Source organism: Sphingobacterium daejeonense (genome assembly GCF_901472535.1).
Taxonomy (GTDB): domain Bacteria; phylum Bacteroidota; class Bacteroidia; order Sphingobacteriales; family Sphingobacteriaceae; genus Sphingobacterium; species Sphingobacterium daejeonense.
Genome location: NZ_LR590470.1, coordinates 1,725,145 through 1,748,871, shown reverse-complemented (window position 1 = coordinate 1,748,871; position 23,727 = coordinate 1,725,145). Strand labels below are relative to the sequence as shown.

Genomic DNA, 23,727 nt, shown 5'->3' with positions numbered 1-23,727 from the left:
TTTATTCATTGATTAATACTGTATTTTTAGATACAGATACATTAGGTTTCCCGCTAACCTTTTCGTGTATAGCTTGAAAAACAACAAACAGGATTGGGATAATAAAGACACCTAAAATAGTTCCAATCAGCATTCCTCCGACAGCGGCAGTCCCAATTGATCTATTGCTCAGTGCGCCAACTCCACTTGAAAACATTAACGGTAGCAACCCAAAAATAAAGGCAAATGATGTCATTAAGATCGGTCTTAATCGAGCTTCAGCACCAGAGATTGCTGCCCGCACTAAACTCATCCCATGATGCCGCCTTTGTAAGGAAAATTCAACAATTAAAATTGCATTCTTTGCTAGTAGACCAATCAACATGATTAAACTTATCTGAAGAAAAATATTGTTGTCTAACCCTGCAATTCTTGCAAAGAGAAAAGCACCACTCAGTCCAAATGGTAATGAAAGTAAAACTGCGAATGGAAGAATATAACTTTTATACTGTGCACTCAACAAGAAATAAACAAAAATCAAACTCAAAATAAATATTATGATCGTTTGGTTTCCACTCAGAATCTCTTCCCGTGTTAAACCACTGTAATCAAAAGAAACACCTCTAGGAAGAGTTTCAACTGCAACTTCTTCAATTGCTCGAATTGCATCCCCTGTACTGTAACCCGCATTCGGAGCACCATTAACAAATGCTGAAGTGTAAAGATTAAACCGATTGATAAATTCTGGTCCGCTGGTCCTTTCTAAGGTAACAAAGCTTGATATCGGTGCCATTAAACCTTCATTATTCCTTACATAGATTTTCTCCAAGTCTGTTTCTTGAGCCCGCTGGTCAGGATTAGATTGTACAAAAACTTTATATTGTTTTCCGAACCGGTTAAAATCTGAAGCATACATTCCGCCAAAATATCCCTGTAATGTTTTTAATATAGCTGAAACATCTACTCCTGTTTCCTTCGCTAATGGTACATTAATTTTGACTTTGTATTGAGGAAGATTTGTGTTGTAGGGAGTTGCAGCATACATCACTTCTGGACGTTGGTTTATGGATGTCATGAAATTATTAACATGTCCTTCAAAATCAGCATAAGTTCCTCCTGTTTTATCAAGAAGTTGAATTTCAAATCCACTTGTATTACCAAAACCCTGCAAGGTTGGAGCTGCAAAGAAAATAATATTGGCACTTTTAATATGACTAGTTTTTTCAAACATTTTTGCGATCAAACTATTGATATCTTGGTCTTTATTTTTTCTTTCATTCCAAGGTTTTAAAGCTATAAAAACAGCACCATAGGAACCTCCGTTTCCACTCAAAAGATTCATTCCTGATAATGTTGAGCTAATTTTCACCTCAGGAATAGATAAAATGATACTATCTATTTCTTTCAACACCTTCTTAGTTTGCTCTAATGTTGATGCCGGAGGAAGAATCACATCTCCGAAAATGGCTCCAGAATCTTCATTAGGAACAAAACCAGTTGGCGTAGTTTTCATGAAAAAGATCAGAATGGCTGTGAATACGGCTATACTTCCCAGTGCTAACCATTTTCTTTTTATCAAGAATTTAACTGCGTGAATATACCGTTTTGTTGAAGCCTTGAAACCAGCATTAAAGGCTGTAAAAAAACGATTCAAGAATCCTTTTTTCTTTTCTTCAGGATCAATATGATGAGGTTTCAAGAGTAATGCACATAAGGCAGGACTTAATGTCAATGCATTAATAGCAGAAATAATAATGGCAACAGCCAAGGTAATTCCAAACTGTTGATAAAATACCCCTGCAGAACCTTTAATAAAGGTTACTGGTATGAAAACCGCAGACATTATAAGGGTGATTGAAATAATGGCCGTACTGATCTCATGCATGGCATTTAAGGTTGCCAACCTTGGAGATTTTGCTCCTTGGTCTAGTTTAGCATGAACCGACTCCACAACAACAATGGCGTCATCGACAACAATCCCAATAGCCAATACCAATGCAAATAGCGTCAATAAATTTAATGTATACCCAAAAAGATTTAAAAAGAAAAAGGTCCCCACAATAGCAACAGGAACAGCAATAGCAGGAATCAATGTGGATCTAAAATCTTGCAAAAAAATATAGACCATAATGAAAACCAATAAAAAGGCCTCAACCAAAGTCTTTACTAATTTAGAGATTGAAGCATCTAAAAAATTATTGGTATTCAGGTAAGTATCCCATTTTACGCCGGGCGGAAAATCCTTTTGAGCTTGGTTCAAAAATTCTACGATTTGTTGGTTAATTTCATGAGCATTTGAGCCTGCTGTCTGCATAACTGCTCCACCTGTGGTTGGAAAACCATTCAATGAATTTTCGAAGGCATAACTTACCGCACCTAGCTCCACCTCTGCCACGTCTTTTAATCTTAAGATTTGACCATTCTCTGTAGCTTTCAATACAATTTCTTCAAACTCATGGTCCTCCTCCAAACGGCCGGTATATTTTAGAACATATTCAAAAGTTTTGGAACTATTCTCGCCTATCTTACCTGGAGCCGCTTCTAAATTTTGATCAGCCAAAGCATTCACAATATCGTCAGGAACTAATCCATAGGTGGCCATCACATCAGGTTTGAGCCATATACGCATCGAATAATCCATCAAACTCCACATTTGAACATCCGCAACTCCAGAGATACGTTTGAGCTCGGGCACAATGTTGATGCGCATATAATTATCTAAAAACTTAGAATCATAATCCTTGTTTTCACTATAAATAAAAAAACCTATCAACCATGAATTCAGCATTTTAGTAGTAGTAATCCCTGATCGGATTACCTCAGGAGGCATAACACCATTCGCTTTTGCAACCCTATTCTGCACATTGATGGCAGCCAAATCTGGATCTGCACCTTGCTCAAAATTAACGGTGATTACTGCAGAACCGTCATTACTTGCCTTGGACGTCATGTAGGTCATCTTCTCGACCCCATTAATTTGTTCTTCCAAAGGGATAATGACACTTTTCATCATAACCTCAGCATTCGCACCAGGATAATTTGCCGTTACCTGAACCGTGGGAGGAGCAATATCAGGATATTGTGAAATAGGTAAATTGACCAATCCTAAAACTCCCAAGATGACGATTATAATCGAAATAACGGTGGATAGAACGGGATTGTCTATAAATGTCTTTAACATATTTTCTTGATTTTATGGACATAGTTATTCCAGGACAACTATTTAAGCTATCTGCATTTCAGGGTCCATCATTAAAATTTATCTTATTTTATTTCTGCTATTTTCTCGTTTTGTTTAGGCTTGAGAAGATCTCCATCTTTGATAGATCCTACATTTTCCGTAACAATAAGATCCCCAGGCTTTAATCCTTTAACAACTACAAAGGAATCACCGATCGGCAAATCAGATACCTCTATCCCTACAGTTTTTGCTTTATTATCCTGATCAAGCATTATGGCAAACTTATTACCCTGCATTTCAAAAGTTGCTTTAGCAGGAATTAAAATAGCGTCAGAAATAGGCTTTTCCAGTCTGATGGTGGCACTGCTGCCACTTCGAATTAATCCATTTTCGTTTGGGAATTCTGCCCTTAAGCTTATTGATCCAGTTGTCGAATTTATTAAGCCCCCAGAAGTCTCAATTTTACCTTTTTGAGGATAAACCATCCCATTTTGAAGGATCAATTCAACTTGAGGAAGTTTAGCAATGGATTGTTCTAAAGAAATATTTTTACCCTCCTCGATCATAGCAAGGTATTGCTTTTCTGAAATAGAAAAATAAACATGAACATTTGAAATATCCGATACTACCGTCAACGGCTCAGGGCTAGAGCTACTGACCAAGCTTCCTATCTTAAAAGGCAGAGTCCCAATTATTCCATTTGAAGGACTAAAAATTGAAGTATAGGATAAATTCACCTTAGCATTTCGCAATCTAGCTTTTGCCTCTTCTAATTCTGCTTGTTTCCCTTTTAAATCAAGGTCTTTGGCTTCAAGTTCATATTCACTGATGATTCCCTTTTCAACCAAAGGAACCGTTTTTTTATAGTTCATTCTCGCAGTATTCACTGCTGCTTGAAACCTTTCAATGGATGCTTTTGCTGACAACACTTCTTGTTCATACATTGGATTGCTAATCTTGAAAAGTAATTGACCTTTTTTCACCTTTGCACCTTCATCGATCAAAATCTGCTCGATAAATCCATCTATTTTAGGTCTAATTTCAACGTTTTGTTGGCCTTTTATACTAGCAGGATAATCATAGTATTGATTAGCTTGTTCAGATTTTAAGGTTAGGATATTTACATCCTTTACTTCATTATCATTCTCTATATCTTTTGCTTCTCCAACACATCCTGAAATTAGAATGATGGACAGAAAAATTAAAAAGAAATGTATTTTCTTAATTATGATTGGTTGCATGTTGATTATATAAATTGTAAACTGAATTTAATCGTTAAATATTTTAAATCTTTCCAAACCAGAATCAGGGTATCCCAGATTGTTTTGAATACTCCTGTGTTGACAATTTGTCTTTTTGTGCAAAGGCTTTTACAGTTAATTTCATTTTAGTTGAGTTAGTAAAAAACTTAAATCTTCAACCAAAACTATTTCTTAGATTATATTAAACCAAATAATCACTTAGTTTATTACATTTAAATTATATTTCGTTAAATAGATATTTTACACCTGAATATCAGTACCTTACAAACACACTATATGACAACACAGCATATAAAAGGATATTTTTTATGTTAATTTTAATATTTTGTATCTTGTGAGTTATAAGTGGGAATGTGAATATGTTACAGGAAAATGAACGCGCACTAGAAATCATAAAAATAAATGGTCCCATGGCCATTATACCCTTAGCCAAAGAATTAGGGATTACCGTTGAAGGAGCGCGATTTAATTTATTAAAGTTGGCGGCCGAAGGCTTAGTAGAATCTTCAACAGAGGTTAAAGGTCGTGGTCGTCCCCAACAGATTTGGTCCTTAACAAAAGCTGGGCATTCGAAATTTCCAGCAAAATATCAAGAAGTAACCATTAAATTAATTGAAACCATACGTTCAGTTTTTGGGGATTCAGGAATGAATGCAGTTTTGGCCTACAGTGCAGAAGATTTGAAGGCAAAATATTCAAATGTGCTAGGTGAAGAAAATGACTTGGAGGGAAGGATCAAAAGATTAGCACAGATTCGAGATCAAGAGGGATATATGGCCAGGTACGAGAAGGTAGAAGGTGGTTTTTTACTAATAGAGGATCACTGTCCAATTTGTGAAGCTGCATCAGCTTGCCAAAAATTCTGCCAAGTAGAGCTCCAAGTATTTAATGAATTATTAGGCGGAAATGTGAAACGTACTGAACATTTGTTCAGTAAAGGAAGAAGGTGTGTTTACGAAATAAAAGAGCCATAAAACAAAAATACCCGGAGCGGAGAACTCCAGGTATTTTACCAAACCAATTATTAACCTAAATATTTTCTATTTATCTAGATAGTGTAATAACGACATATATTCCTGCATATTGTATTTATTTTCAAAAAAAATACAATTTATTTTAAGGAATTTATTAAACTACCTGTAAATCAATATTTTATATTGTAATTATTTTGATATAACTTCTACGACTTTATCACTTATTTTAGTGATATCCGATTTTAAGCCGACCATTATCGACAGTACATTGACTGGATTTCCCTGCATTTTCCGGAAATTGTGCATGTACCCGACCTCCATGCCAAGGAAAAATCCCTTGAACTTATAATCCGAACCAACTCCTAATTTAATAGCCGGAGAAATACTGTATTCATAATGCAAGTTGACAGTTCCATCAGCAGCATTGTCTTCTGCCCTTGGTTCCATGTTCAATGCACCAGAAGGCCCTAAATAAGCATAGGTGTTTAAGCGTTCCCATTGCCTGCGCATCCCTCCCGCTAAACTCAGGATGTACATCGTAGATCGGGCATTCTTCAACACACGATTATATTCAGAATCGTCTTGGAGTTGATTATAACCAAATGCCATCATGTACAATGTGGGCTGTAGATAATATTTTGGATTTTTCAACGAAATATCCAATCCCATACTCCCCGTGAAGAGCTTGGTCGTCAAGACATCTTTTGTCTTTCCTAATGGAAAAGAAAGACCAGTACCGCCGAAATAATAAACTTTACGGTAATGAATAGTATCTGCACCGGATTGAGCCATGGCAGAAAACGAAATTAATAAGCAAACGCAGATAGATGCAATTTGTATCATGAAAACATTTGGTTTAATTAAGAACATTAAACTTAAACAAAAAGTTTCAGGATAAAAGCAAAAAACTTCTTAGAAAAAGTTTTTCGATTGGGGTCCCTGACTGAACAATAAATCTATTATACTGATATCTTCTTGAAAACCATTACTATCCTCAAATAATTGATAATATGGCTTCTGAGACACAATCAATGAAGGCTTTTTTGGATGGATTGCTGTTCGATAATCAATCTCATTTGGAGATTCCGAAGTATATTTTTCGGTAAATATGATCTCACGATTTAATTTCAATAATTTCAAGATTAGTTTTAATTGTTCAACATTATAATCCAATAATAGATCATACTCGCGATCATAAAAAATCTTGAAATCATCCTCATAGTATTCAAAATAAGGAGAACTTCTGTATGCTGTCTGTATACTTAACCAATGGAGCCTTTGCCAAGGATGGTCATAATTAATCTGAACATCTTTCATTGGAACTCTCATTTTTTTTCCATGAACAATCGGAACCATCAGGTTTAAAATCCCATTTGCAGTAGCAATCTCTGTACGTGTACGAAATGTTTGCTTTGGAAAATTCTCATATTGCTCAATAATAATCGGGCCTTCACTATTTTTGATGGCCTGAAAATAACTGATATTTGGTAAATAAAGCGCTGGTAGTAATATTCCTTCTGTCATAAACTAATATTCCCTTCAAATTGTCCGCAAAAATAACTTTATTTGGGGATATTTATAAAGTACTTTAAAATTGGCATGAAGGAAAAACTCATTTACGGAACATGGTATTTAATTTCTCTCCTTCCCTTTTGGTGCTTATATGTCCTCTCTGATTTCCTTTTCATCTTAATCTATTACGTTTTTGGGTACCGAAAAAAGGTGGTTTTACAAAACTTACGGAATGCTTTCCCAGAGAAATCAGAGAAAGAAATCAAAGATATTGCATACAAATTCTATCGTTATTTCCCCGATTTGATCGTAGAGTCGATCAAGATGGCAAGTATTAAACCTGAAGAAGTAATTAAGAGAATTGAATTGTTAAATCCAGAGGAGGTTTACCAGTATACAGAAAAAGGCAAAGGTGTTATTGGTGTAACCTCTCACTATGGCAATTGGGAACTTTCAATCCATCGCCTTTCTTTGATGATGGATGTACCTGAACTAATTATATATAAACCTTTGAACAACAAAGTTTTCAACAATATCCACAATGGTATACGATCAAGGTTTGGAGCTGAGATGGTACCGATGAAACAAATCCTCAGACATATTATTAAATTGAAAAATCATCCACATATTAGTATGTTTGTAGCCGACCAGACACCTACCTATCAGGATTCTGATTATTTTATGGAATTTTTGAACCAAGAAACTTTGGTTTATACCGGCACTGAAAGAATTGCTCGGTTAATGAAGTTCCCGGTAGTTTTCTGTGAGGTCAGGAGAAAAGAAAAAAGAGGATATTACTCATGCAAGTTTACGACCTTGGTCGTAAATCCAGATGAATACCCAGAACATGAGATCACGCATATTCATAATCGTTTTACAGAACGTATTATAAAAGAAGAACCAGCCTATTGGCTATGGTCTCATCGTAGATGGAAGCGTAAAAGAAGAAATTAAATGTCAAATTACCCGAAAGTTGCAGTTGTCATATTAAATTGGAACGGGAAGTATTTCTTGGAGAAATTCCTTCCTTCGGTATTTAATAGCACATACCCAAATATTGAATTTATCATTGGTGACAATGGTTCTACAGATGATTCTATTTCCTATGTAGAAGAGAATTTCCCAATGTTCAAGATAATCAAAAACACAGAGAATCTAGGTTTTGCTGGTGGTTACAATGAAATCTTAAAACGTGTTGAAGCCGATTATTACATCTTGCTTAACTCCGATGTGGAAGTTACTGAGGGCTGGATTGAACCTGTAATACAGCAAATGGAGGCAGATCCATTATTAGTCGCTTGTCAGCCAAAAATTCAGTCTTATCATAATAAGGGTGAATTTGAGCATGCTGGTGCAGCGGGTGGATACATAGACTATTTTGGTTTCCCATTCTGTAGGGGAAGGATCTTGGATAAGGTAGAAAAAGATCATGGTCAGTACAACGATGCTCGAGAAGTATTTTGGGCAACAGGTGCAGCATTATTCATTAAGTCAAATGCATGGAAAGAGGCTGAAGGGTTTGATGCAGATTTCTTCGCCCATTTTGAAGAAATTGACCTCTGTTGGAGACTAAAAAAAATGGGTTATAAAGTTGGTTACTGTCCAAACTCATTAGTATTCCATGTTGGTGGTGGTACTTTGAAAACAAGCAACCCCCACAAAAACATATCTCAATTTCAGGAACAATTTAGTGATGATCCAAAAAAACCATTCTTTTATGATGGCTGTATGGATTATTGCTTGCAGATTGTGGTGGGATTTATTTGCTTTGATCAAATTTTTATTTGACGGAAAATCAGCAGATGCTTGGGCAGTAAGTAGAGGTCACCAATATTTCTTCAAGAATTTTTTCAAAACCGCAAGAAAAAGAAAAAAATACAGCCAAAAGGAAAACAAAAAAGGAAGATACAAGAAATCAATAATATGGGATTATTACGTGAATAAAATCCATAAATTCTCGCAGCTTCATGACAATAATTTTCATTAAAGATAGATCATCTGAATTATCTTTCTTTTGTTAATCTGCATTGTTTTGCAACACTTTGAGCAATTTTTTAATTAGTGATTTTAAATTATTTTACCCTTAGAATATTTTGTATTTTCGTGGTCTATGTCTGTAGATATTCAAGCGAAAATAGAAGAACTTACCCGTGAGCTAAACGAATATAATTATCAATATTATGTGTTAGCTCAACCCTCCATTTCGGATTACGATTTTGACCATAAATTGAAGGAACTGGAGGCTTTGGAAATTCAATATCCTGAATTTAGAGACCCGAACTCCCCTACCCTAAAAGTTGGTGGTGATATTACACAAAGGTTTAATACTGTCCGTCATAAATGGCCTATGATGTCTTTGGGCAATACCTATAACGAACAGGAATTAAAAGATTTTGATGGAAGGGTAAGAAAAGTAGTTGGAGATCAAGTTCAGTATGTAGCTGAGTTGAAGTTCGACGGTTTATCGATCTCAATATCTTATGAAAACGGCAAACTCGTCCAGGCAGTGACACGTGGGGATGGTACACAAGGTGATGAAGTTACTAATAATGTAAAAACAATCCGCAGTATTCCACATCAATTGAGGAAAGGGAATTATCCGCCAAGTTTCGATATCCGTGGCGAGATTTTCATGCATAAATCTGCTTTTCTGAGGTTGAACAAAGAGCGTGAAGACAATGGGGAACAAACCTATGCCAACCCAAGGAATTTTGCATCCGGCACAATCAAGCTTCAGGATTCTGGAGAGGTGGCCAAAAGACCTTTAGATTGCTTCCTGTACTTTCTGTACTGTGACAATAGAAATAAATTGTTCCATGATCATAGGCATAGCATCGAAGAAGTCAAATCTTGGGGCTTCCCAGTCTGTGAACATTCAAAACTTTGTAATTCTATTGACGAGGTTTTGGAATTCATCCATTATTGGGATGATGCCCGCCACAAACTGACTTATGAAATCGATGGCATTGTAATCAAAGTCAATGATTTCGCACAACAAGAGGAATTAGGCTTTACCGCTAAATCACCACGTTGGGCTATATCTTATAAATTCAAAGCTGAGCGTGTCGAAACGATCTTGAACAGCATTAGTTATCAGGTTGGAAGAACCGGAGCTGTTACTCCTGTTGCCAATTTAAAACCAGTTTTGTTAGCTGGCACAACGGTAAAAAGAGCTTCTTTACATAATGCAAATGAAATTGCTCGTCTGGATCTACATGAACACGATACTGTATTTGTCGAAAAAGGAGGTGAAATAATCCCTAAAATCATTGGTGCAAATGTTGAAAAAAGACCAGAAGGAACAAAAGCATTTGAATATCCAAGTACATGTCCTGAATGTAATACTCCATTAATTCGAGAAGAGGGTGAAGCTGTACATTATTGCCCAAATGAAGATGGCTGCAAACCTCAAATAGTAGGAAAGCTGCAGCACTTTATAGGCAGAAAAATGATGGATATTCAAGGTTTGGGAGATGAAACAATAGAAACATTCTACAAGCTTGGATTGATTCGCAAAATAGCAGATATCTATACTTTGATTGATAGAAAGGATGAGTTGGTCGGTATTGAACGTTTTGGTCAGAAGTCTATTGACAATATGCTAAATGGTATTGAACAATCTAAAAATAAACCTTTCGAGAAGGTGCTATTTGCTTTGGGAATTCGCCATATTGGAGAGACGGTAGCAAAAAAACTTGCGCAACACTTTAAAAATATCGAGGCAATCAAGAATTCCACTGTAGACGAAATATTGTCAGTACAGGATATAGGACTCCGGATAGCAGACAGTATACATGCGTATCTGACAAATCCTGAACATTGGGAAGAGATTGAAAAACTCAAATCCTTAGGCCTTCAGTTCGAAATAGAAGAAAAAGAAATACAACTCGCCGGAGATAGTTTATCGGGCAAAACGTTTTTGATTTCCGGTGTATTTGCAGATTATTCCCGGGAAGAATTGACGGAATTGATCGAGGCGCACGGTGGCAAGATGCTGAGCAGTATTTCTTCAAAGCTGAATTATTTAGTTGCTGGTGATAAAATGGGTCCATCAAAACTGGCAAAGGCAGAAAAACTTCAGATTCCGATGATTTCTGAAGCTCAACTGCTATCAATGATTAATGAATAAAAATTAAAAATAATATATACAAACGATGAACGAGCTTCAAGGTGCGGGAGTTGCATTAGTTACTCCATTCCATGCGGACGGCACAGTAGATTACGACACTTTAGGAAATTTGATTGATTATCAAATCGAGGGAGGAATTGATTATTTGGTTTCATTGGGCACAACAGGTGAAACTGCAACATTGAATCCTGATGAACGAAAGAAGGTGTGGGAATTTACTTCTAAGCATGTCAATAAGCGTATCCCATTGGTAGCTGGAATCGGTGGCAACAATACTTTTGAAATAGTTGAACAAATCAAGAATTTTAAGGTATTGGATTACATTGCTATTTTATCAGTTTCACCTTATTATAACAAACCAACGCAAGAGGGAATCTATCAACATTATAAGGCTATTGCTGAGGTTTCGAAACTTCCGATTATTCTTTATAATGTGCCTGGCAGGACAGGAAGTAATATGAGCCCGGCTACGACGGTCAGGTTGGCTAAGGATTTCAAAAACATAGTAGCGACAAAAGAGGCTTCGGGAAATTTTTCCCAATTCAGCGAAATCTTAAGAGATAAACCAAAAGATTTTCTTTTAATCTCTGGAGATGATCCTGTTACACTTCCTATGATGGCCATGGGAGCAGCAGGAATAATTTCTGTGGTAGGCAATGCCTATCCAACAAAGGTTTCTGCATTGGCACATTTATGTAGTGAAGGTAATTTTGATGAGGCTAGAGCTATTCATTTGGAATTATTAAACATGATAGACCTGTGTTTTATTGAAGGAAATCCTGCAGGAGTGAAATATATTCTCGAGAAAAAAGGAATTGGAAAGGACTATGTGAGGTTACCATTGGTACCGGTCAGTCCGAAAACAAAAGAAGCAATAGATGCAGAGATGCAGCTACTCGGATAAAAAAATTAATAGGTTGGTCATGTAGTTTGGCCAACCTTTCTTATTTTTAGGTATTCTTAATTGTATCTATAGAAAAACTGAATTAACAAAATAATGGAAACAACTACCCAACAACCCAGCAAAAGGGGTTCAGGCTTCAAAAAGTTCATCAGCTGGTTTCTACTCATTATCTTCTTGGCATTCGCAGTATTTGTTTATTTCAAGTACTACTTTGTTTTTGGCGAAGGAGTTAAATCGGGAACTTTAAATTATGCAGTAAAAAAGGGAAATGTCTTTAAGACCTATGAAGGAAAATTGATTCAGGAAGGTATCCGCAGTCAAAATACGGGGACTGGAATCTCCTCCAATGAATTTGAATTTTCTATCGAGAGCGATTCTGTATTTAAAGTATTGGAGTTAAATAGTGGTAAGGCTTTTGATCTTCATTATAAAGAATACCATGGTGTGTTACCTTGGCGTGGAAACACGCGTTATGTAGTGGACAAAATCATCCAAATGCATGATGCAAAGAACAACACTTTTTAAAAAACTGGTATTACAATAACAAAATATTTGGGACCTCAAATCATTGTAAGTGAATAGCCTAACAAGATTTGAGGTCTTCTTTTTTCTAAAAAAATTGCAAAATTAATTTCCGTAGCCTATATTTGCGGAGTACTTCGATAGTGGTACACTAATCATTACCTCTCTAAAAAAGATGGTCTTGATTTATAAAGAAGTGGCGAGAGACTGGCTCAATGACCCACTGGCAACCTTCAATAAGGATTGAAAAGGTGCCAATTCCTGTCCGAAGCAATAAAGCTCAGGAGCATATAAATGAAATAGACTATGACTTCAGAATTTTCAAAATCAGAATTATTATATCTTGTCGGAAAACCGACAACAGATTCTTCTATTAAGATTAAATCCATCAACTGTATTTGTATTTCTCGAATGCGATAGTCGTCCTATGGCAGCATTATTCTTATTGAATACAATTGTCCATCAGTAAATGACGACCTAAACACAGAACTTCAAAGGATTTAATAATTTCATTTTACTAACATGATTAAAAAAATATAAAAATGGCAGATAATAAAAACCTAAAATTTGAAACTTTACAAGTACATGCAGGGCAAGAAGTAGATCCTACTACTGGTTCCAGAGCATTGCCTATATATCAAACTTCTTCTTATGTATTCGAAAATGCAGAACACGGTGCCAACCTTTTTGCATTGAAACAATTCGGTAATATCTATACCAGGATTATGAATCCTACTACTGATGTTTTCGAAAAACGTATAGCAGCATTAGAAGGCGGTGTAGCAGCAGTTGCTGTAGCTTCAGGTCAAGCAGCACAATTTATCGCTTTGACAAACATCCTGGAAGCAGGTGAGAATTTTGTGTCTGGTTCTAACCTTTATGGTGGTACTTATAACCAATTCAAAGTGTCCTTTAAAAGATTGGGTATCGAAGCAAGATTTGCTGAAGATACAGATGCAGATAAGATCGAAGCTTTGATAGATGACAAAACAAAAGCTATCTATGTAGAAACTATCGGCAATCCAAGCTATAATATTCCAGATTTCGAACGCATAGCTTCAGTAGCAAAGAAGCATGACCTTCCATTGATCGTTGACAATACCTTCGGTGCTGGCGGTTATTTGTTCAAGCCTTTAGAGCATGGCGCAAATGTAGTTGTTGAATCAGCAACTAAATGGATTGGTGGACATGGAACAAGCATTGGTGGTGTAATCATTGATGGTGGTAACTATAATTGGGGCAATGGAAAATTCAAGCAATTTTCTGAACCATCGGAAGGATACCATGGTTTGGTATTTTCAGATGTATTTGGAGAAGGTGGACCATTTGGTAACATTCAATTTGCCATCCGTGCAAGAGTTGAAGGATTAAGAGATTTTGGCCCTGCCCTATCCCCTTTCAATTCTTTCTTGTTAGTTCAAGGATTAGAAACATTATCATTACGTGTACAACGTCACGTTGACAACACGCTAGAGATAGCTCAATGGTTAGATTCGCATCCACAAGTAGAACATGTAAGCTATCCGGGTTTAAAAAACCACCCATACCATCAAAACGCACAGAAATATCTAAAAAATGGATATGGGGCCGTGCTTTCATTTACCATTAAAGGTGGCGTGGAAAAAGCCAATGAATTTATTGATGCATTAGAATTGATCAGCCATTTGGCAAATGTTGGAGATGCTAAGTCATTGATTATCCATCCAGCAGCAACTACTCACCAACAGTTGAGTGCTGAAGATCAGAAAAAAGCAGGTGTAGCACCAGGTCAATTAAGACTCTCAGTAGGTATTGAACACATTGAAGATATAAAAGCGGATTTAGCACAAGCATTTGACAAAATCAAATAAGGTGGGGACCTTATTTGATTTTTATGGAGGAAGATAATTTATAAGAATGAGTTTAAGAACTTTCGGATATAACCAAGATTTCGAATTAGAAAGTGGCAAAAAACTGGCAAATCTTCAAATTGCGTTTCATACTTATGGAAACCTGAATGAAGACAAATCCAATGTGATATGGGTTTGCCATGCATTGACTGCTAATTCGGATGTGTTTGATTGGTGGCCTGGATTATTTGGTGAAAACGAATTATTCAATGATAAAGACTATTATATAGTTTGTGCTAATGTTTTGGGCTCGCATTATGGGACTACGAATCCCCTATCGACAAACCCGGAGACTAATTTGCCCTATTATACGGATTTTCCTCAATTTACCATACGTGATATCGTACATGCACATCAACTATTAGCGAATCATCTAGGAATCAACGAGATTAACACATTAATAGGAGGTTCCTTAGGAGGACAGCAAGCCTTGGAATGGACAGTTTCAAAAACAATCAAAATCCATAACCTAATTGCAATTGGCACAAATGCTTTCTTTTCGCCATGGGGTATTGCTTTTAATGAGAGCCAAAGGCTTGCTATTGAAGCAGACTCGTCGTTCTTTGAGAAAAAACCTGATGCAGGACTCAAAGGATTAAAAGCCGCCAGAAGTATGGCCCTACTCTCTTATAGGACCTATAATGCGTATGGTACTACCCAAGTGGAATCTGACCATGATAAAACCGATGCATATAAAGCATCGTCTTATCAATCATACCAAGGAGACAAGCTTGTCAATAGGTTCAATGCATTTTCTTATTGGTATCTCACCAAAGCAATGGATAGCCATCACTTAGGTCGTGGAAGAGGTCAGGTCGAACAAGTCCTTAACAGCATTGAAGGTGTAAATACGCTTATCATTGGAATTCCTTCGGATGTGCTGTTTCCACCGTCGGAACAAGAATTTATCGCCAAAAACATCCCTAACGCCGAATATTATGAATTACATTCATTCTTTGGCCATGACGGATTTTTAATCGAAACAAAAACACTAACTCAAGTAATCGGTAATTTCCTTGAGAAAAATAATACAAAAGCAGAAAATCAACTTAATTTAATTTAATAATAATGAGTAAGAAACTTACCATCGGGATGTTCGGATTTGGTGTGGTGGGACAAGGTTTATACGATATCATAAAAACTAAAAACCTAAACTTAGAAATAAAGAAATTTGTAATCAAAAATGCAGACAAAAAAAGAACATTGCCTGCGCAATTATTTACTACTGATGCAAATGCTATCTTGGATGATCCAGAAATCAATACGGTAGTTGAATTAATTGATGATGCTGATGCTGCTTTTGAAATCACTAAAAGAGCGCTGACAACTGGCAAAAATGTTGTTTCAGCAAATAAAAAAATGATCGCAACCCATTTGGAAGAATTGACTGAAATACAAAACCAACATGGCACCTCTCTTTTATATGAAGGAGCTGTTTGTGGTAGTATTCCTATCATCAGAAACTTAGAAGAGTATTACGATAATGAATTATTACATTCAGTAAGTGGTATCTTTAACGGTTCTTCAAATTACATTCTTTCCAAGATATTTAATGAGAACCAGAGTTATGACTCAGCTTTGAAAAAAGCACAGGAATTAGGTTTTGCAGAAACTGATCCTACTCTCGATGTAGGTGGTTATGATCCAAAATTTAAATTAGCCATCGTAGCCTCTCATGCCTATGGTATTTATATCAATCCCGATGAAATCCTAAACTTAGGAATTGATACTTTGGGTGATGCAGATATAAGATATGCTAGAGAGAAAAAATTATAAAATCAAGTTAATTCCATTAGCTAAAGAAATCGCAAATAACCAAGTAGTATTATATGTCCTCCCAAAATTCATTTCAAAAGATAACATTTTACAGAATGTCGAGAATGAATACAATGGCGTATTAGTAAAAGCTGCATTTGCTGACGAACAGTTTTTCTATGGGAAAGGTGCTGGTGGCCATCCAACGGGATCAGCCGTGCTTTCTGATATTGCAGCTTTAAGGTATGACTATAAATATGAGTACAAAAAACACTTGGAAGCACAGCAAGTTATCTATTCAACGGATTATACTTTAAAAGTTTATTTAAGATATGAAGATGAAGATGTATTGGAAAATATTGAATTCGAAAATATTTCAGAAAGATTTTATAGTAATGACCATAAGTATGTAATCGGCACGATTAATCTTCAAGAAATTATTGCCAAAAGGGGAATCATTCATCAACAAGGGAACTTCCTTGCTGAGATTCTATAATTATAATTAAATTATTTGTGTATAAAAGTGTTAATCTGAGTTTAGATTAGCACTTTTTTTTCAAATAAGATTTACAATTCCCTATTTGGAACCACCAATTAGTAACATTTGTATTACAAAATGATGGATTGGCATTTAATAGGTTAAATAATTGTTAATACATTTGCTTTGTCATGGTTTTTGCTTTATATTATTCAGACATTAATAAATAAACTTAAAAATCTAATTAATCATGAGAAAGTGGAATGTGTTAGTATTACTAAATGCCAGTATCTATTGGCTTGTTCGCAGAGGACAGGACCAACGCTAGCACTGGTGAGGGATCTGCATTACCGTATATCATTATCGGAATTATTGTTTTGACTGTTGCATTTTATATGCTATATAGCCGTCAAAAAAGAAAGTTTAACGATTAATTACGAAAAAATACTTAACAAAAGAAAAGGCCTGATTGAATCAGGCCTTTATTATTTAATCTCTTTTGAGTCCGAACTTTTCAATTTTACTGTACAGGTGGCTTCGTTGTATATCGAGGTCATCGGCTGTCTTTGAAACGTTCCAATTATTTCTTTCTAATTTGTATTTGATAAATTCACATTCAGAAAAGTCCTTAAAGTCTTGGAATGATGTGAATTGTTCCATATCAAATCCATTTCCATTATTTGCAGTACCATTATTAGCTACAGGAGCAGGTCCACCTGGATTTGCAAATTTAAGAACGTCATCTTCAGTAATCTTTTTATCGCAAAGAATGATCAAAACGTTCAATCATGTTTCTCAGCTCACGGATATTACCGGTCCAAGGCAATGATTGAAGAGCTTTCATAGCGTCTGGCGTAAATGCTTTTACAGGCATACTATATTCGGCACAGATCTCTTCACAGAAAGCGTTTGCTAAAGTAGGAATATCATCCTTTCTATCTGCCAAAGAAGGCACATGAATCAATATTACACTCAATCGGTGGTACAAGTCCATACGGAAATTACCTTCTTCAATTTCTTTCAAAAGGTCTTTATTGGTAGCGGCAATAACACGAACGTTTACGTCGATTTCCTTTTCCCCACCTACCCTAGTAATTTTATTTTCCTGTAGAGCTCTCAAAACCTTTGCTTGAGCAGAAAGGCTCATATCACCAATTTCATCTAAGAAAAGGGTACCATTATTGGCTTGCTCGAATTTTCCGATGCGTTGCTTGACAGCAGAGGTAAAGGATCCCTTTTCGTGACCGAACAATTCTGATTCTATTAATTCAGATGGAATTGCAGCACAGTTCACTTCAACTAAAGTAGAACTGGAACGTCCTGATTTCTCATGCAACCATCTTGCAACGAGTTCCTTACCAGCACCATTCGCACCAGTGATCAAAACTCTCGCTTCTGTTGGAGCAACCTTCTCAATAGTATCTTTAATCAAGTTGATTCCTGAAGAATCACCCAAGATTTCTTTTGTTTTTGAGATTTTGCGTTTTAAGACCTTTGTTTCTTTTACTAAAGATCCACGTTCTAGGGCATTTCTTACTGTAATTAATAACCTATTCAGGTCCAAAGGTTTTTCAAGGAAGTCAAAAGCACCTTTGCGAGCAGCTTCCACAGCTGTTTCTATGGTGCCATGCCCAGATATCATGATGAATGGAATGTCTGAAAATTCTTTTGCAGCGGTCAGTACTTCCATACCGTCCATTTTATTCATCTTGATATCACACAATACCAAGTCGATTTTTTCTTTCTGTAGAATCTTCAAGCCATCCTCGCCGTTGTCAACATCTAGAACTTTATAATCTTCATATTCTAAGATGTCTCTTAAAGAGCTACGGATCGGGCGCTCATCATCTATAATTAAAATTGTTGTCATATTTAACACACTTGTTTTATAGGCAATAGAAAATGTTCACAATAATAAGAAGCAAACCTTATAAGCCGGGTTCTGTATTCTAAAATAAGAATTTCTATCATTTATCTAGATTTGCATTCACATGCAAACTCAATCAACCTACCCATTGCAATTGCCCGTAAGCAGAAAGCGGGCAGCTTTCTAGTCTTGCAACCTATTTGGTCTTTCAACATACGAGGTTTACCGAAATGTATGTCACCATACAAGCCCGTGAGCTCTTACCTCACATTTTCACCCTTACCCCGAAAGGCGGTATATTCTCTGTGGCACTTGCTGTCTGACCCTAAAATCAGCCTTCCCGTTAGGAAGCGTATCGCCCTGCGTTGCCCGGACTTTCCTCTCCATATAAAATGCAGCGATAGAACCAGTTTGCTTCAATGTGCAAAACTACGAAAAATTCAATTGATATCGACTATGAATAATCCTTCACAATAACGAAAGTATTATGAAAATTTATTATAATATTTTCTTTAACACCTGTAGCATTATGAAAAATAATACCGTTATATGATAAAATCAATATAAAAGGATTATTGAATTAACTCATTATTAAAAATTTTAAAAACAAAATCAATGAAAACAACTACATTTTTAAGAACAGCACTTGCTATCTCAGCAGTTGCTCTAGTATTTACATCATGCAAAAAAGATGATGAACCAAAACCTAAGCCTAAGCCTGTTGAAATTACTTATGTAATTAAAAATAATCCAGCAGTAAAAGATTTAAAATTTACTTCTTTGACGGTATCTGGTCATAAAGGTCAAGATTCAACAATCTCTAAAGACTTAAAATTCCCAATGACCATTAAAGTAAAAAGATCAAAACCAGCTAAAAAGTCTTCAGTAGCTATCAAAGCTAAAGTTGACAAAGTTTCCAAACTTGAATTTGAAATTTTAATGGACGGAAAATCTGTGAAAAAAGGAGGTGCTGATATTAAAGACATCAAAACAGAAGGAAAACTAGAACATACATTTTAATCGATAGAAAAAGAGAAAATTACTTCTTATCCAAATATAATTACCAGGCTGTATCTTATCAATACAGCCAATTTTATTTGGTATGACAGCCTACAAGTCTTGAGCGATTGCATAGCCGGCAGCCCATGCCCATTGAAAGTTATAACCACCCAGCCACCCAGTAATATCTACTGCTTCGCCTCCAAAGTAAAGACCGTTAACTTTCTTGCTTTCTAATGTTCTTGGATTCAACTCTTCAGTTGATATTCCACCGCGCATAACTTCAGCTTTATCATAACCTTTATCTCCAGCAGGCTTAACCTTAAAATTATGAACAAAATCAACAATCAATTTAGCATCTGATTTGCTCAAGGAAGCAATCTTTAATTGAATCGGCAAAAACTTGCCCAAAGCATCCACAAACTTCTTCGTGAAATAATCATTTAAAAGTTGTCCAATAGTCCGTTTACCCCCTTGATTTCTTTCATCCTTAATGAGGGTTTCAAGTTTGAACTTGGGAAGTAAGTCAATCGAAAATTCCTCACCCGGTTTCCAATATGATGATATTTGTAGGATAGCGGGGCCGCTCAATCCCCAATGCGTGAATAGAATATTCTCCTCAAAAGAAATCCTTTGGTTTGACACTTTTGAATAAACAGAATTCCCAGCCAATGAAGCATACCAATCAGCATCTTTTCCAGTAATCGTTAATGGAACGAGTGCCGGAGCAGTGCTAACTATATCTAATCCAAATTTCCGAGCTGCCTTAAGCGCGAAATCTGACGCTCCTAATTTACTGACAGGAAGACCTCCCGTAGCAACGACTACTTTAGAAGTTTGAATTGTTGAATTCCGCCCATCTGATGTATAAGTGACTTCAAATCCGGTATCCTTTTTTTCGATATTGGTCACCAAAGTATTCAACCAAATATCCTGTTTGGTATCAAACATTAATTTGGTAAATACTGCAACAATATCTTTGGCTTTATTTGTCGTAGGAAACAATTGTCCCAAGGTTTTTTTCTTGACCTTTTATATCGCCGAATTGTTCAAAAAAGTTAATCGTATCATCTACGGACCAATTTGAAAATATTGCATTCAGGAATTTGGGATTCTCTGAAACAAAGTTTTCAACGCTTGTATTTAGGTTGGTATAATTGCAACGCCCTCCACCGGAAATCAATATTTTTGCTCCCGGCTTATCATTGCCTTCTATTAATAAAGTGCGTTTACCCAAAAGGCCAGCCTGAACTGAACACATCAGCCCACAGGCACCTGCACCAATGATTACCGCATCATATTCTTTCATTAAGATATAAGTTCTCCTTCTAAGGAAATCGTCCTCTGCTCTGCCCAGGATTGCTCTGCCAGTTCCAATATGCGGATTACATCACGTGCCTGCTCTGGTTTTATATACAGATCTTCAGAACCCTGAATTGCAGAAACTATGTTTTTATAGAAATCTTGACCTGTCCCCATTCACTTTCAATTTTTTCTTCGACATCATTGCCATTTTCCAAAACAGCAATAGTCCCTTGATAGGCAGGATCTTCCTTTCCCCAATCTAAATGTTGTGAAGGTCGAACCCCATCTCTCAAAAGTGCTTCCTGAGGATCAACCCCCCATTTAACAAAACATCCATTCATACCATAAACAGCATATCTCGCAGTTGAAATTTTTGCCAACATCTGACCTTTTAAAGAAACTTTAAGACCAGGATAAGAAAGGATGAACTCAAAATCATCTATCGTTTTAGCTCCATCGCGCTGAATTCTTAAATCAGCAAAAACAGCAAGTGGCTTTCCAAAAACTAATAATGCCTGATCAATTAAATGAGCACCCAAGTCATAATGGATTCCAGATCCTGGCAAGTTTTCTTCTCTCCATGCCCCTGCTCTCAAAAAGTTCCGAAAACGGTCATATCTAGCTTCATAATTGACCACACGACCCAATCGTCCTGATTCGATCACCTTTTTGACAGTCTTGAAATCAGAATGAAATCTTGCATTGTGATGAACTGAAAGCACTAAATTTTTCTCTTTGGCCAATGTTATTAATTCATCAGCCTCAGCGCTATAGTTGGTAAATGGTTTTTCCACAATAACATGCTTGCCTGCTTCCAACGCCGCTTTTGCAAAACTGAAATGTACATCATTTGAAGTAGCAATAGCAACGATATCCACTTCAGGATCATTAATGATATCTTCCGCAGACATCACCCCTATTGCCTCAGGATATCGCTCTGCCAACATTTGCTGTTGCTCAGGTTTCCTAGCCGTAACTTTATACAATTCCAAATCTGGATTTTCAGCAATAAAAGGAGCATGAAAAACATGTCCCCCAATAGAAAATCCTATCAATCCAACTTTTAGTTTCTTCATTTTTACATCCTTTCAGGAACTTGGATTCCTAATAAATTCATACTTTCAGAAATAATTCGTGCTGCTGAAGCCGATAATTGCAAACGGAATCCTTTTACATTTTCGTCTTCTGCTTTTAGAATAGTCTCCTCATGGTAAAATTTATTGTATAGCTTGGCAATGTCATAAGCATAATTAGCCAACTGAGCAGGACTAAATTCCTTTGCTGAAGCTTCGATAATATCCGGATAATTAGCAAGTGCTTGAATTAAATCTCTTTCAAATGTAGAAAGGGTTGAAGGAACTTTTATTTGTCCTGGAACATAATCAGCTTTTCTCAATACAGATTTGATACGTGCATGTGTATATTGTACAAATGGACCTGTATGACCTTGGAAATCTACAGATTCATTAGGATCAAATAATAATCGTTTTTTAGGATCTACCTTCAGTAAAAAGTATTTTAAAGCACCCATACCAATAGTTTGGTAAAGATTTACTTTCTCTTCTTCATTAAATCCTTCGGTTTTTCCAAGTTCTTCTGTTCTTTCTTTGGCCGTTTCAATCATTTCAGCCATTAAATCATCGGCATCAACAACGGTACCTTCTCTGGATTTCATTTTCCCTGAAGGCAAGTCAACCATACCATAAGACAAGTGATATAAACCATCTGCCCACTCTTTGCCTAGTTTTTTAAGAATTGCAAACAATACCTTGAAATGATAGTCCTGCTCGTTTCCAACAACATAAATAGACTCATTCATCTTGAATTCATCATATTTAAGCTGTGCTGTACCTAAATCTTGAGTGATATACACTGAGGTACCATCTCCTCTCAACACTAGTTTTTCATCCAATCCTTCATCTGTCAGGTCTATCCAAACAGAATTATCATCTTTTTTGAAAAACACTCCTTTTTCAAGACCCTCTTGAATGATATCCTTTACCTAATAAATAGGTTTCTGATTCATAATAGAACTTATCAAAATCGACGCCTAATTGCTTATAGGTTTTATCGAATCCTGCATAAACCCATCCGTTCATGGTTTTCCATAGATTCAAGACCTCTTTATCACCAGCTTCCCATTTTTGAAGCATAACTTGCGCTTCTTGAATCAAAGGAGCATTTTTCTTCGCCTCATCTTCTGATTGTCCCTCTAACTTCAAGGCTTCGATTTCCTTTTTGTACTCCTTGTCGAAAACTACATAATAATTACCAACCAAGTGATCTCCTTTTAAACCAGATGATTCAGGTGTTTCACCATTTCCAAACTTCTCCCATGCTAGCATAGACTTACAGATATGAATACCTCTATCGTTCACTAAGTTTGCTTTGATGACATCATAACCATAGGCTTTCAATATTTCTGCAACAGAATAGCCTAACAGGTTATTACGTATATGCCCAAGGTGCAAAGGTTTGTTTGTGTTTGGTGAAGAGTATTCTACCATTAACTTTTTTCCATTCTGAGGAAATTTGCCGAACGAATCAGCAAGGATTGTTTGGTTGAGTAATTCAATCCAATAAGAATCCGAGAAACTAAGGTTAAGAAAACCTTTGATTACATTAAAGCCAGAGATTTCAGCAATCTGTTCTTGAAGAAAGGCACCAATTTCATGGCCGGTAACTTCTGGTGATTTTTTTTGAAAAGCGAGTTATTGGAAATACAACCAAAGTGATTTGACCTTCAAACTCTTTTCTTGTTTCTTGTAATGCAAGTTGTGAAGCCGGGATATCAGCACTATATAAAGTACTAACTGCTTCAACTGTTTTCTCAATAAGCAGTTCTTGAATTGATTTTGCCATGTAAATATTTCGTAATATTCTTAACTTTCTGATAATGAATTTAAAAAATAACGCTTAAGTTATTCATGTATTCATTACGAAAGCATTATCTTTGCCAAAAATAATAAAA

General features: G+C 36.1%; 17 protein-coding genes, 1 other RNA gene, 4 pseudogenes and 1 riboswitch. Of the genes and pseudogenes, 12 read left to right on the top strand and 10 right to left on the bottom strand.

Translation table 11 applies throughout. The annotated features are described in order from the left end of the window. Nucleotide 1 precedes the first annotated feature (1 nt). Nucleotides 2-3,160 carry an efflux RND transporter permease subunit gene (locus FGL31_RS08370; protein ID WP_138090508.1) on the bottom strand — a complete coding sequence of 1,053 codons (3,159 nt, stop codon included), beginning with the start codon at nucleotides 3,158-3,160 and terminating at the stop codon, nucleotides 2-4. An 83-nt stretch (nucleotides 3,161-3,243) separates the two neighbouring features. Continuing rightward, nucleotides 3,244-4,401, bottom strand: coding sequence for an efflux RND transporter periplasmic adaptor subunit (locus FGL31_RS08365; RefSeq protein ID WP_138090506.1), 1,158 nt, complete (start codon nucleotides 4,399-4,401; stop codon nucleotides 3,244-3,246). Between the two features lie 380 nt (nucleotides 4,402-4,781). Between FGL31_RS08365 and FGL31_RS08360 the strand changes: the two genes are divergently transcribed. Further along, on the top strand, nucleotides 4,782-5,396 hold the full coding sequence (locus tag FGL31_RS08360) for a helix-turn-helix transcriptional regulator (protein ID WP_138094712.1): 615 nt from the start codon (nucleotides 4,782-4,784) through the stop codon (nucleotides 5,394-5,396). A 189-nt stretch (nucleotides 5,397-5,585) separates the two neighbouring features. Here FGL31_RS08360 and FGL31_RS08355 read toward each other — a convergent pair whose 3' ends face one another. Together FGL31_RS08355 and FGL31_RS08350 are read right to left on the bottom strand one after the other, a co-directional pair. After that, nucleotides 5,586-6,239, bottom strand: coding sequence for a hypothetical protein (locus FGL31_RS08355; protein WP_138090504.1), 654 nt, complete (start codon nucleotides 6,237-6,239; stop codon nucleotides 5,586-5,588). A gap of 69 nt (nucleotides 6,240-6,308) precedes the next feature. Further along, on the bottom strand, nucleotides 6,309-6,920 hold the full coding sequence (locus tag FGL31_RS08350) for a WbqC family protein (RefSeq protein ID WP_138090502.1): 612 nt from the start codon (nucleotides 6,918-6,920) through the stop codon (nucleotides 6,309-6,311). A 75-nt stretch (nucleotides 6,921-6,995) separates the two neighbouring features. Here FGL31_RS08350 and FGL31_RS08345 point away from each other — a divergent pair, with 75 nt between their 5' ends. From FGL31_RS08345 to FGL31_RS29780, 10 genes and pseudogenes are all read left to right on the top strand, one after another. Beyond that, a complete protein-coding gene (locus FGL31_RS08345; protein ID WP_099372626.1) occupies nucleotides 6,996-7,862 on the top strand; it encodes a lysophospholipid acyltransferase family protein in 867 nt (288 codons plus the stop codon). Further along, entirely contained in the window at nucleotides 7,863-8,696 is an 834-nt protein-coding gene (locus tag FGL31_RS08340; RefSeq protein WP_317130976.1) for a glycosyltransferase family 2 protein, read from the top strand. Continuing rightward, a complete protein-coding gene (locus FGL31_RS28855; RefSeq protein WP_317130975.1) occupies nucleotides 8,677-8,895 on the top strand; it encodes a hypothetical protein in 219 nt (72 codons plus the stop codon). Before FGL31_RS08340 ends, FGL31_RS28855 begins: the two co-directional genes overlap by 20 nt. 123 nt (nucleotides 8,896-9,018) lie before the next feature. Then, nucleotides 9,019-11,037: an NAD-dependent DNA ligase LigA gene (gene ligA, locus FGL31_RS08335; RefSeq protein WP_138090500.1), complete on the top strand. Its 2,019-nt coding sequence runs from the start codon at nucleotides 9,019-9,021 to the stop codon at nucleotides 11,035-11,037. A 25-nt stretch (nucleotides 11,038-11,062) separates the two neighbouring features. Further along, nucleotides 11,063-11,941 carry a 4-hydroxy-tetrahydrodipicolinate synthase gene (dapA, locus tag FGL31_RS08330; RefSeq protein WP_138090498.1) on the top strand — a complete coding sequence of 293 codons (879 nt, stop codon included), beginning with the start codon at nucleotides 11,063-11,065 and terminating at the stop codon, nucleotides 11,939-11,941. A gap of 93 nt (nucleotides 11,942-12,034) precedes the next feature. Next, nucleotides 12,035-12,466, top strand: coding sequence for a hypothetical protein (locus tag FGL31_RS08325; protein ID WP_171017584.1), 432 nt, complete (start codon nucleotides 12,035-12,037; stop codon nucleotides 12,464-12,466). Between the two features lie 180 nt (nucleotides 12,467-12,646). Next, nucleotides 12,647-12,760: riboswitch (SAM riboswitch) on the top strand. A 245-nt stretch (nucleotides 12,761-13,005) separates the two neighbouring features. Further along, complete coding sequence (locus FGL31_RS08320) at nucleotides 13,006-14,313, top strand: O-acetylhomoserine aminocarboxypropyltransferase/cysteine synthase family protein (protein ID WP_138090496.1); 1,308 nt, start codon at nucleotides 13,006-13,008, stop codon at nucleotides 14,311-14,313. 46 nt (nucleotides 14,314-14,359) lie between these two features. Continuing rightward, nucleotides 14,360-15,415: a homoserine O-acetyltransferase family protein gene (locus tag FGL31_RS08315; RefSeq protein ID WP_138090494.1), complete on the top strand. Its 1,056-nt coding sequence runs from the start codon at nucleotides 14,360-14,362 to the stop codon at nucleotides 15,413-15,415. A 5-nt stretch (nucleotides 15,416-15,420) separates the two neighbouring features. Beyond that, nucleotides 15,421-16,603: pseudogene (locus FGL31_RS08310) on the top strand (homoserine dehydrogenase). Between the two features lie 263 nt (nucleotides 16,604-16,866). Beyond that, the gene (locus tag FGL31_RS29780) at nucleotides 16,867-17,019 is read left to right on the top strand and encodes an LPXTG cell wall anchor domain-containing protein (RefSeq protein ID WP_138090492.1); all 153 of its coding nucleotides are present in this window, start codon (nucleotides 16,867-16,869) and stop codon (nucleotides 17,017-17,019) included. 55 nt (nucleotides 17,020-17,074) lie between these two features. Here FGL31_RS29780 and FGL31_RS08300 read toward each other — a convergent pair. After that, nucleotides 17,075-18,455: pseudogene (locus tag FGL31_RS08300) on the bottom strand (sigma-54-dependent transcriptional regulator). Nucleotides 18,456-18,499: 44 nt separating this feature from the next. Further along, nucleotides 18,500-18,870: RNase P RNA component class A (gene rnpB, locus FGL31_RS08295), an RNA gene on the bottom strand. 197 nt (nucleotides 18,871-19,067) lie between these two features. On the opposite strand from rnpB, the gene FGL31_RS08290 reads away from it, so the two are divergent. Continuing rightward, on the top strand, nucleotides 19,068-19,472 hold the full coding sequence (locus tag FGL31_RS08290) for a hypothetical protein (RefSeq protein ID WP_138090490.1): 405 nt from the start codon (nucleotides 19,068-19,070) through the stop codon (nucleotides 19,470-19,472). A 90-nt stretch (nucleotides 19,473-19,562) separates the two neighbouring features. Here FGL31_RS08290 and FGL31_RS08285 read toward each other — a convergent pair. The 4 genes and pseudogenes from FGL31_RS08285 to argS form a co-directional block, all read right to left on the bottom strand. Then, nucleotides 19,563-20,760 (bottom strand): annotated as a pseudogene (locus tag FGL31_RS08285) (BaiN/RdsA family NAD(P)/FAD-dependent oxidoreductase). Continuing rightward, on the bottom strand, nucleotides 20,760-20,930 hold the full coding sequence (locus FGL31_RS25045; RefSeq protein WP_232046422.1) for a hypothetical protein: 171 nt from the start codon (nucleotides 20,928-20,930) through the stop codon (nucleotides 20,760-20,762). Before FGL31_RS25045 ends, FGL31_RS08285 begins: the two are co-directional and overlap by 1 nt. Continuing rightward, nucleotides 20,897-21,832, bottom strand: coding sequence for a Gfo/Idh/MocA family oxidoreductase (locus tag FGL31_RS08280; RefSeq protein WP_232046421.1), 936 nt, complete (start codon nucleotides 21,830-21,832; stop codon nucleotides 20,897-20,899). The genes FGL31_RS25045 and FGL31_RS08280 overlap by 34 nt, the downstream gene beginning before the upstream one ends. A gap of 2 nt (nucleotides 21,833-21,834) precedes the next feature. After that, a pseudogene (gene argS, locus FGL31_RS08275) lies at nucleotides 21,835-23,618 on the bottom strand (arginine--tRNA ligase). Nucleotides 23,619-23,727: the final 109 nt, after the last annotated feature.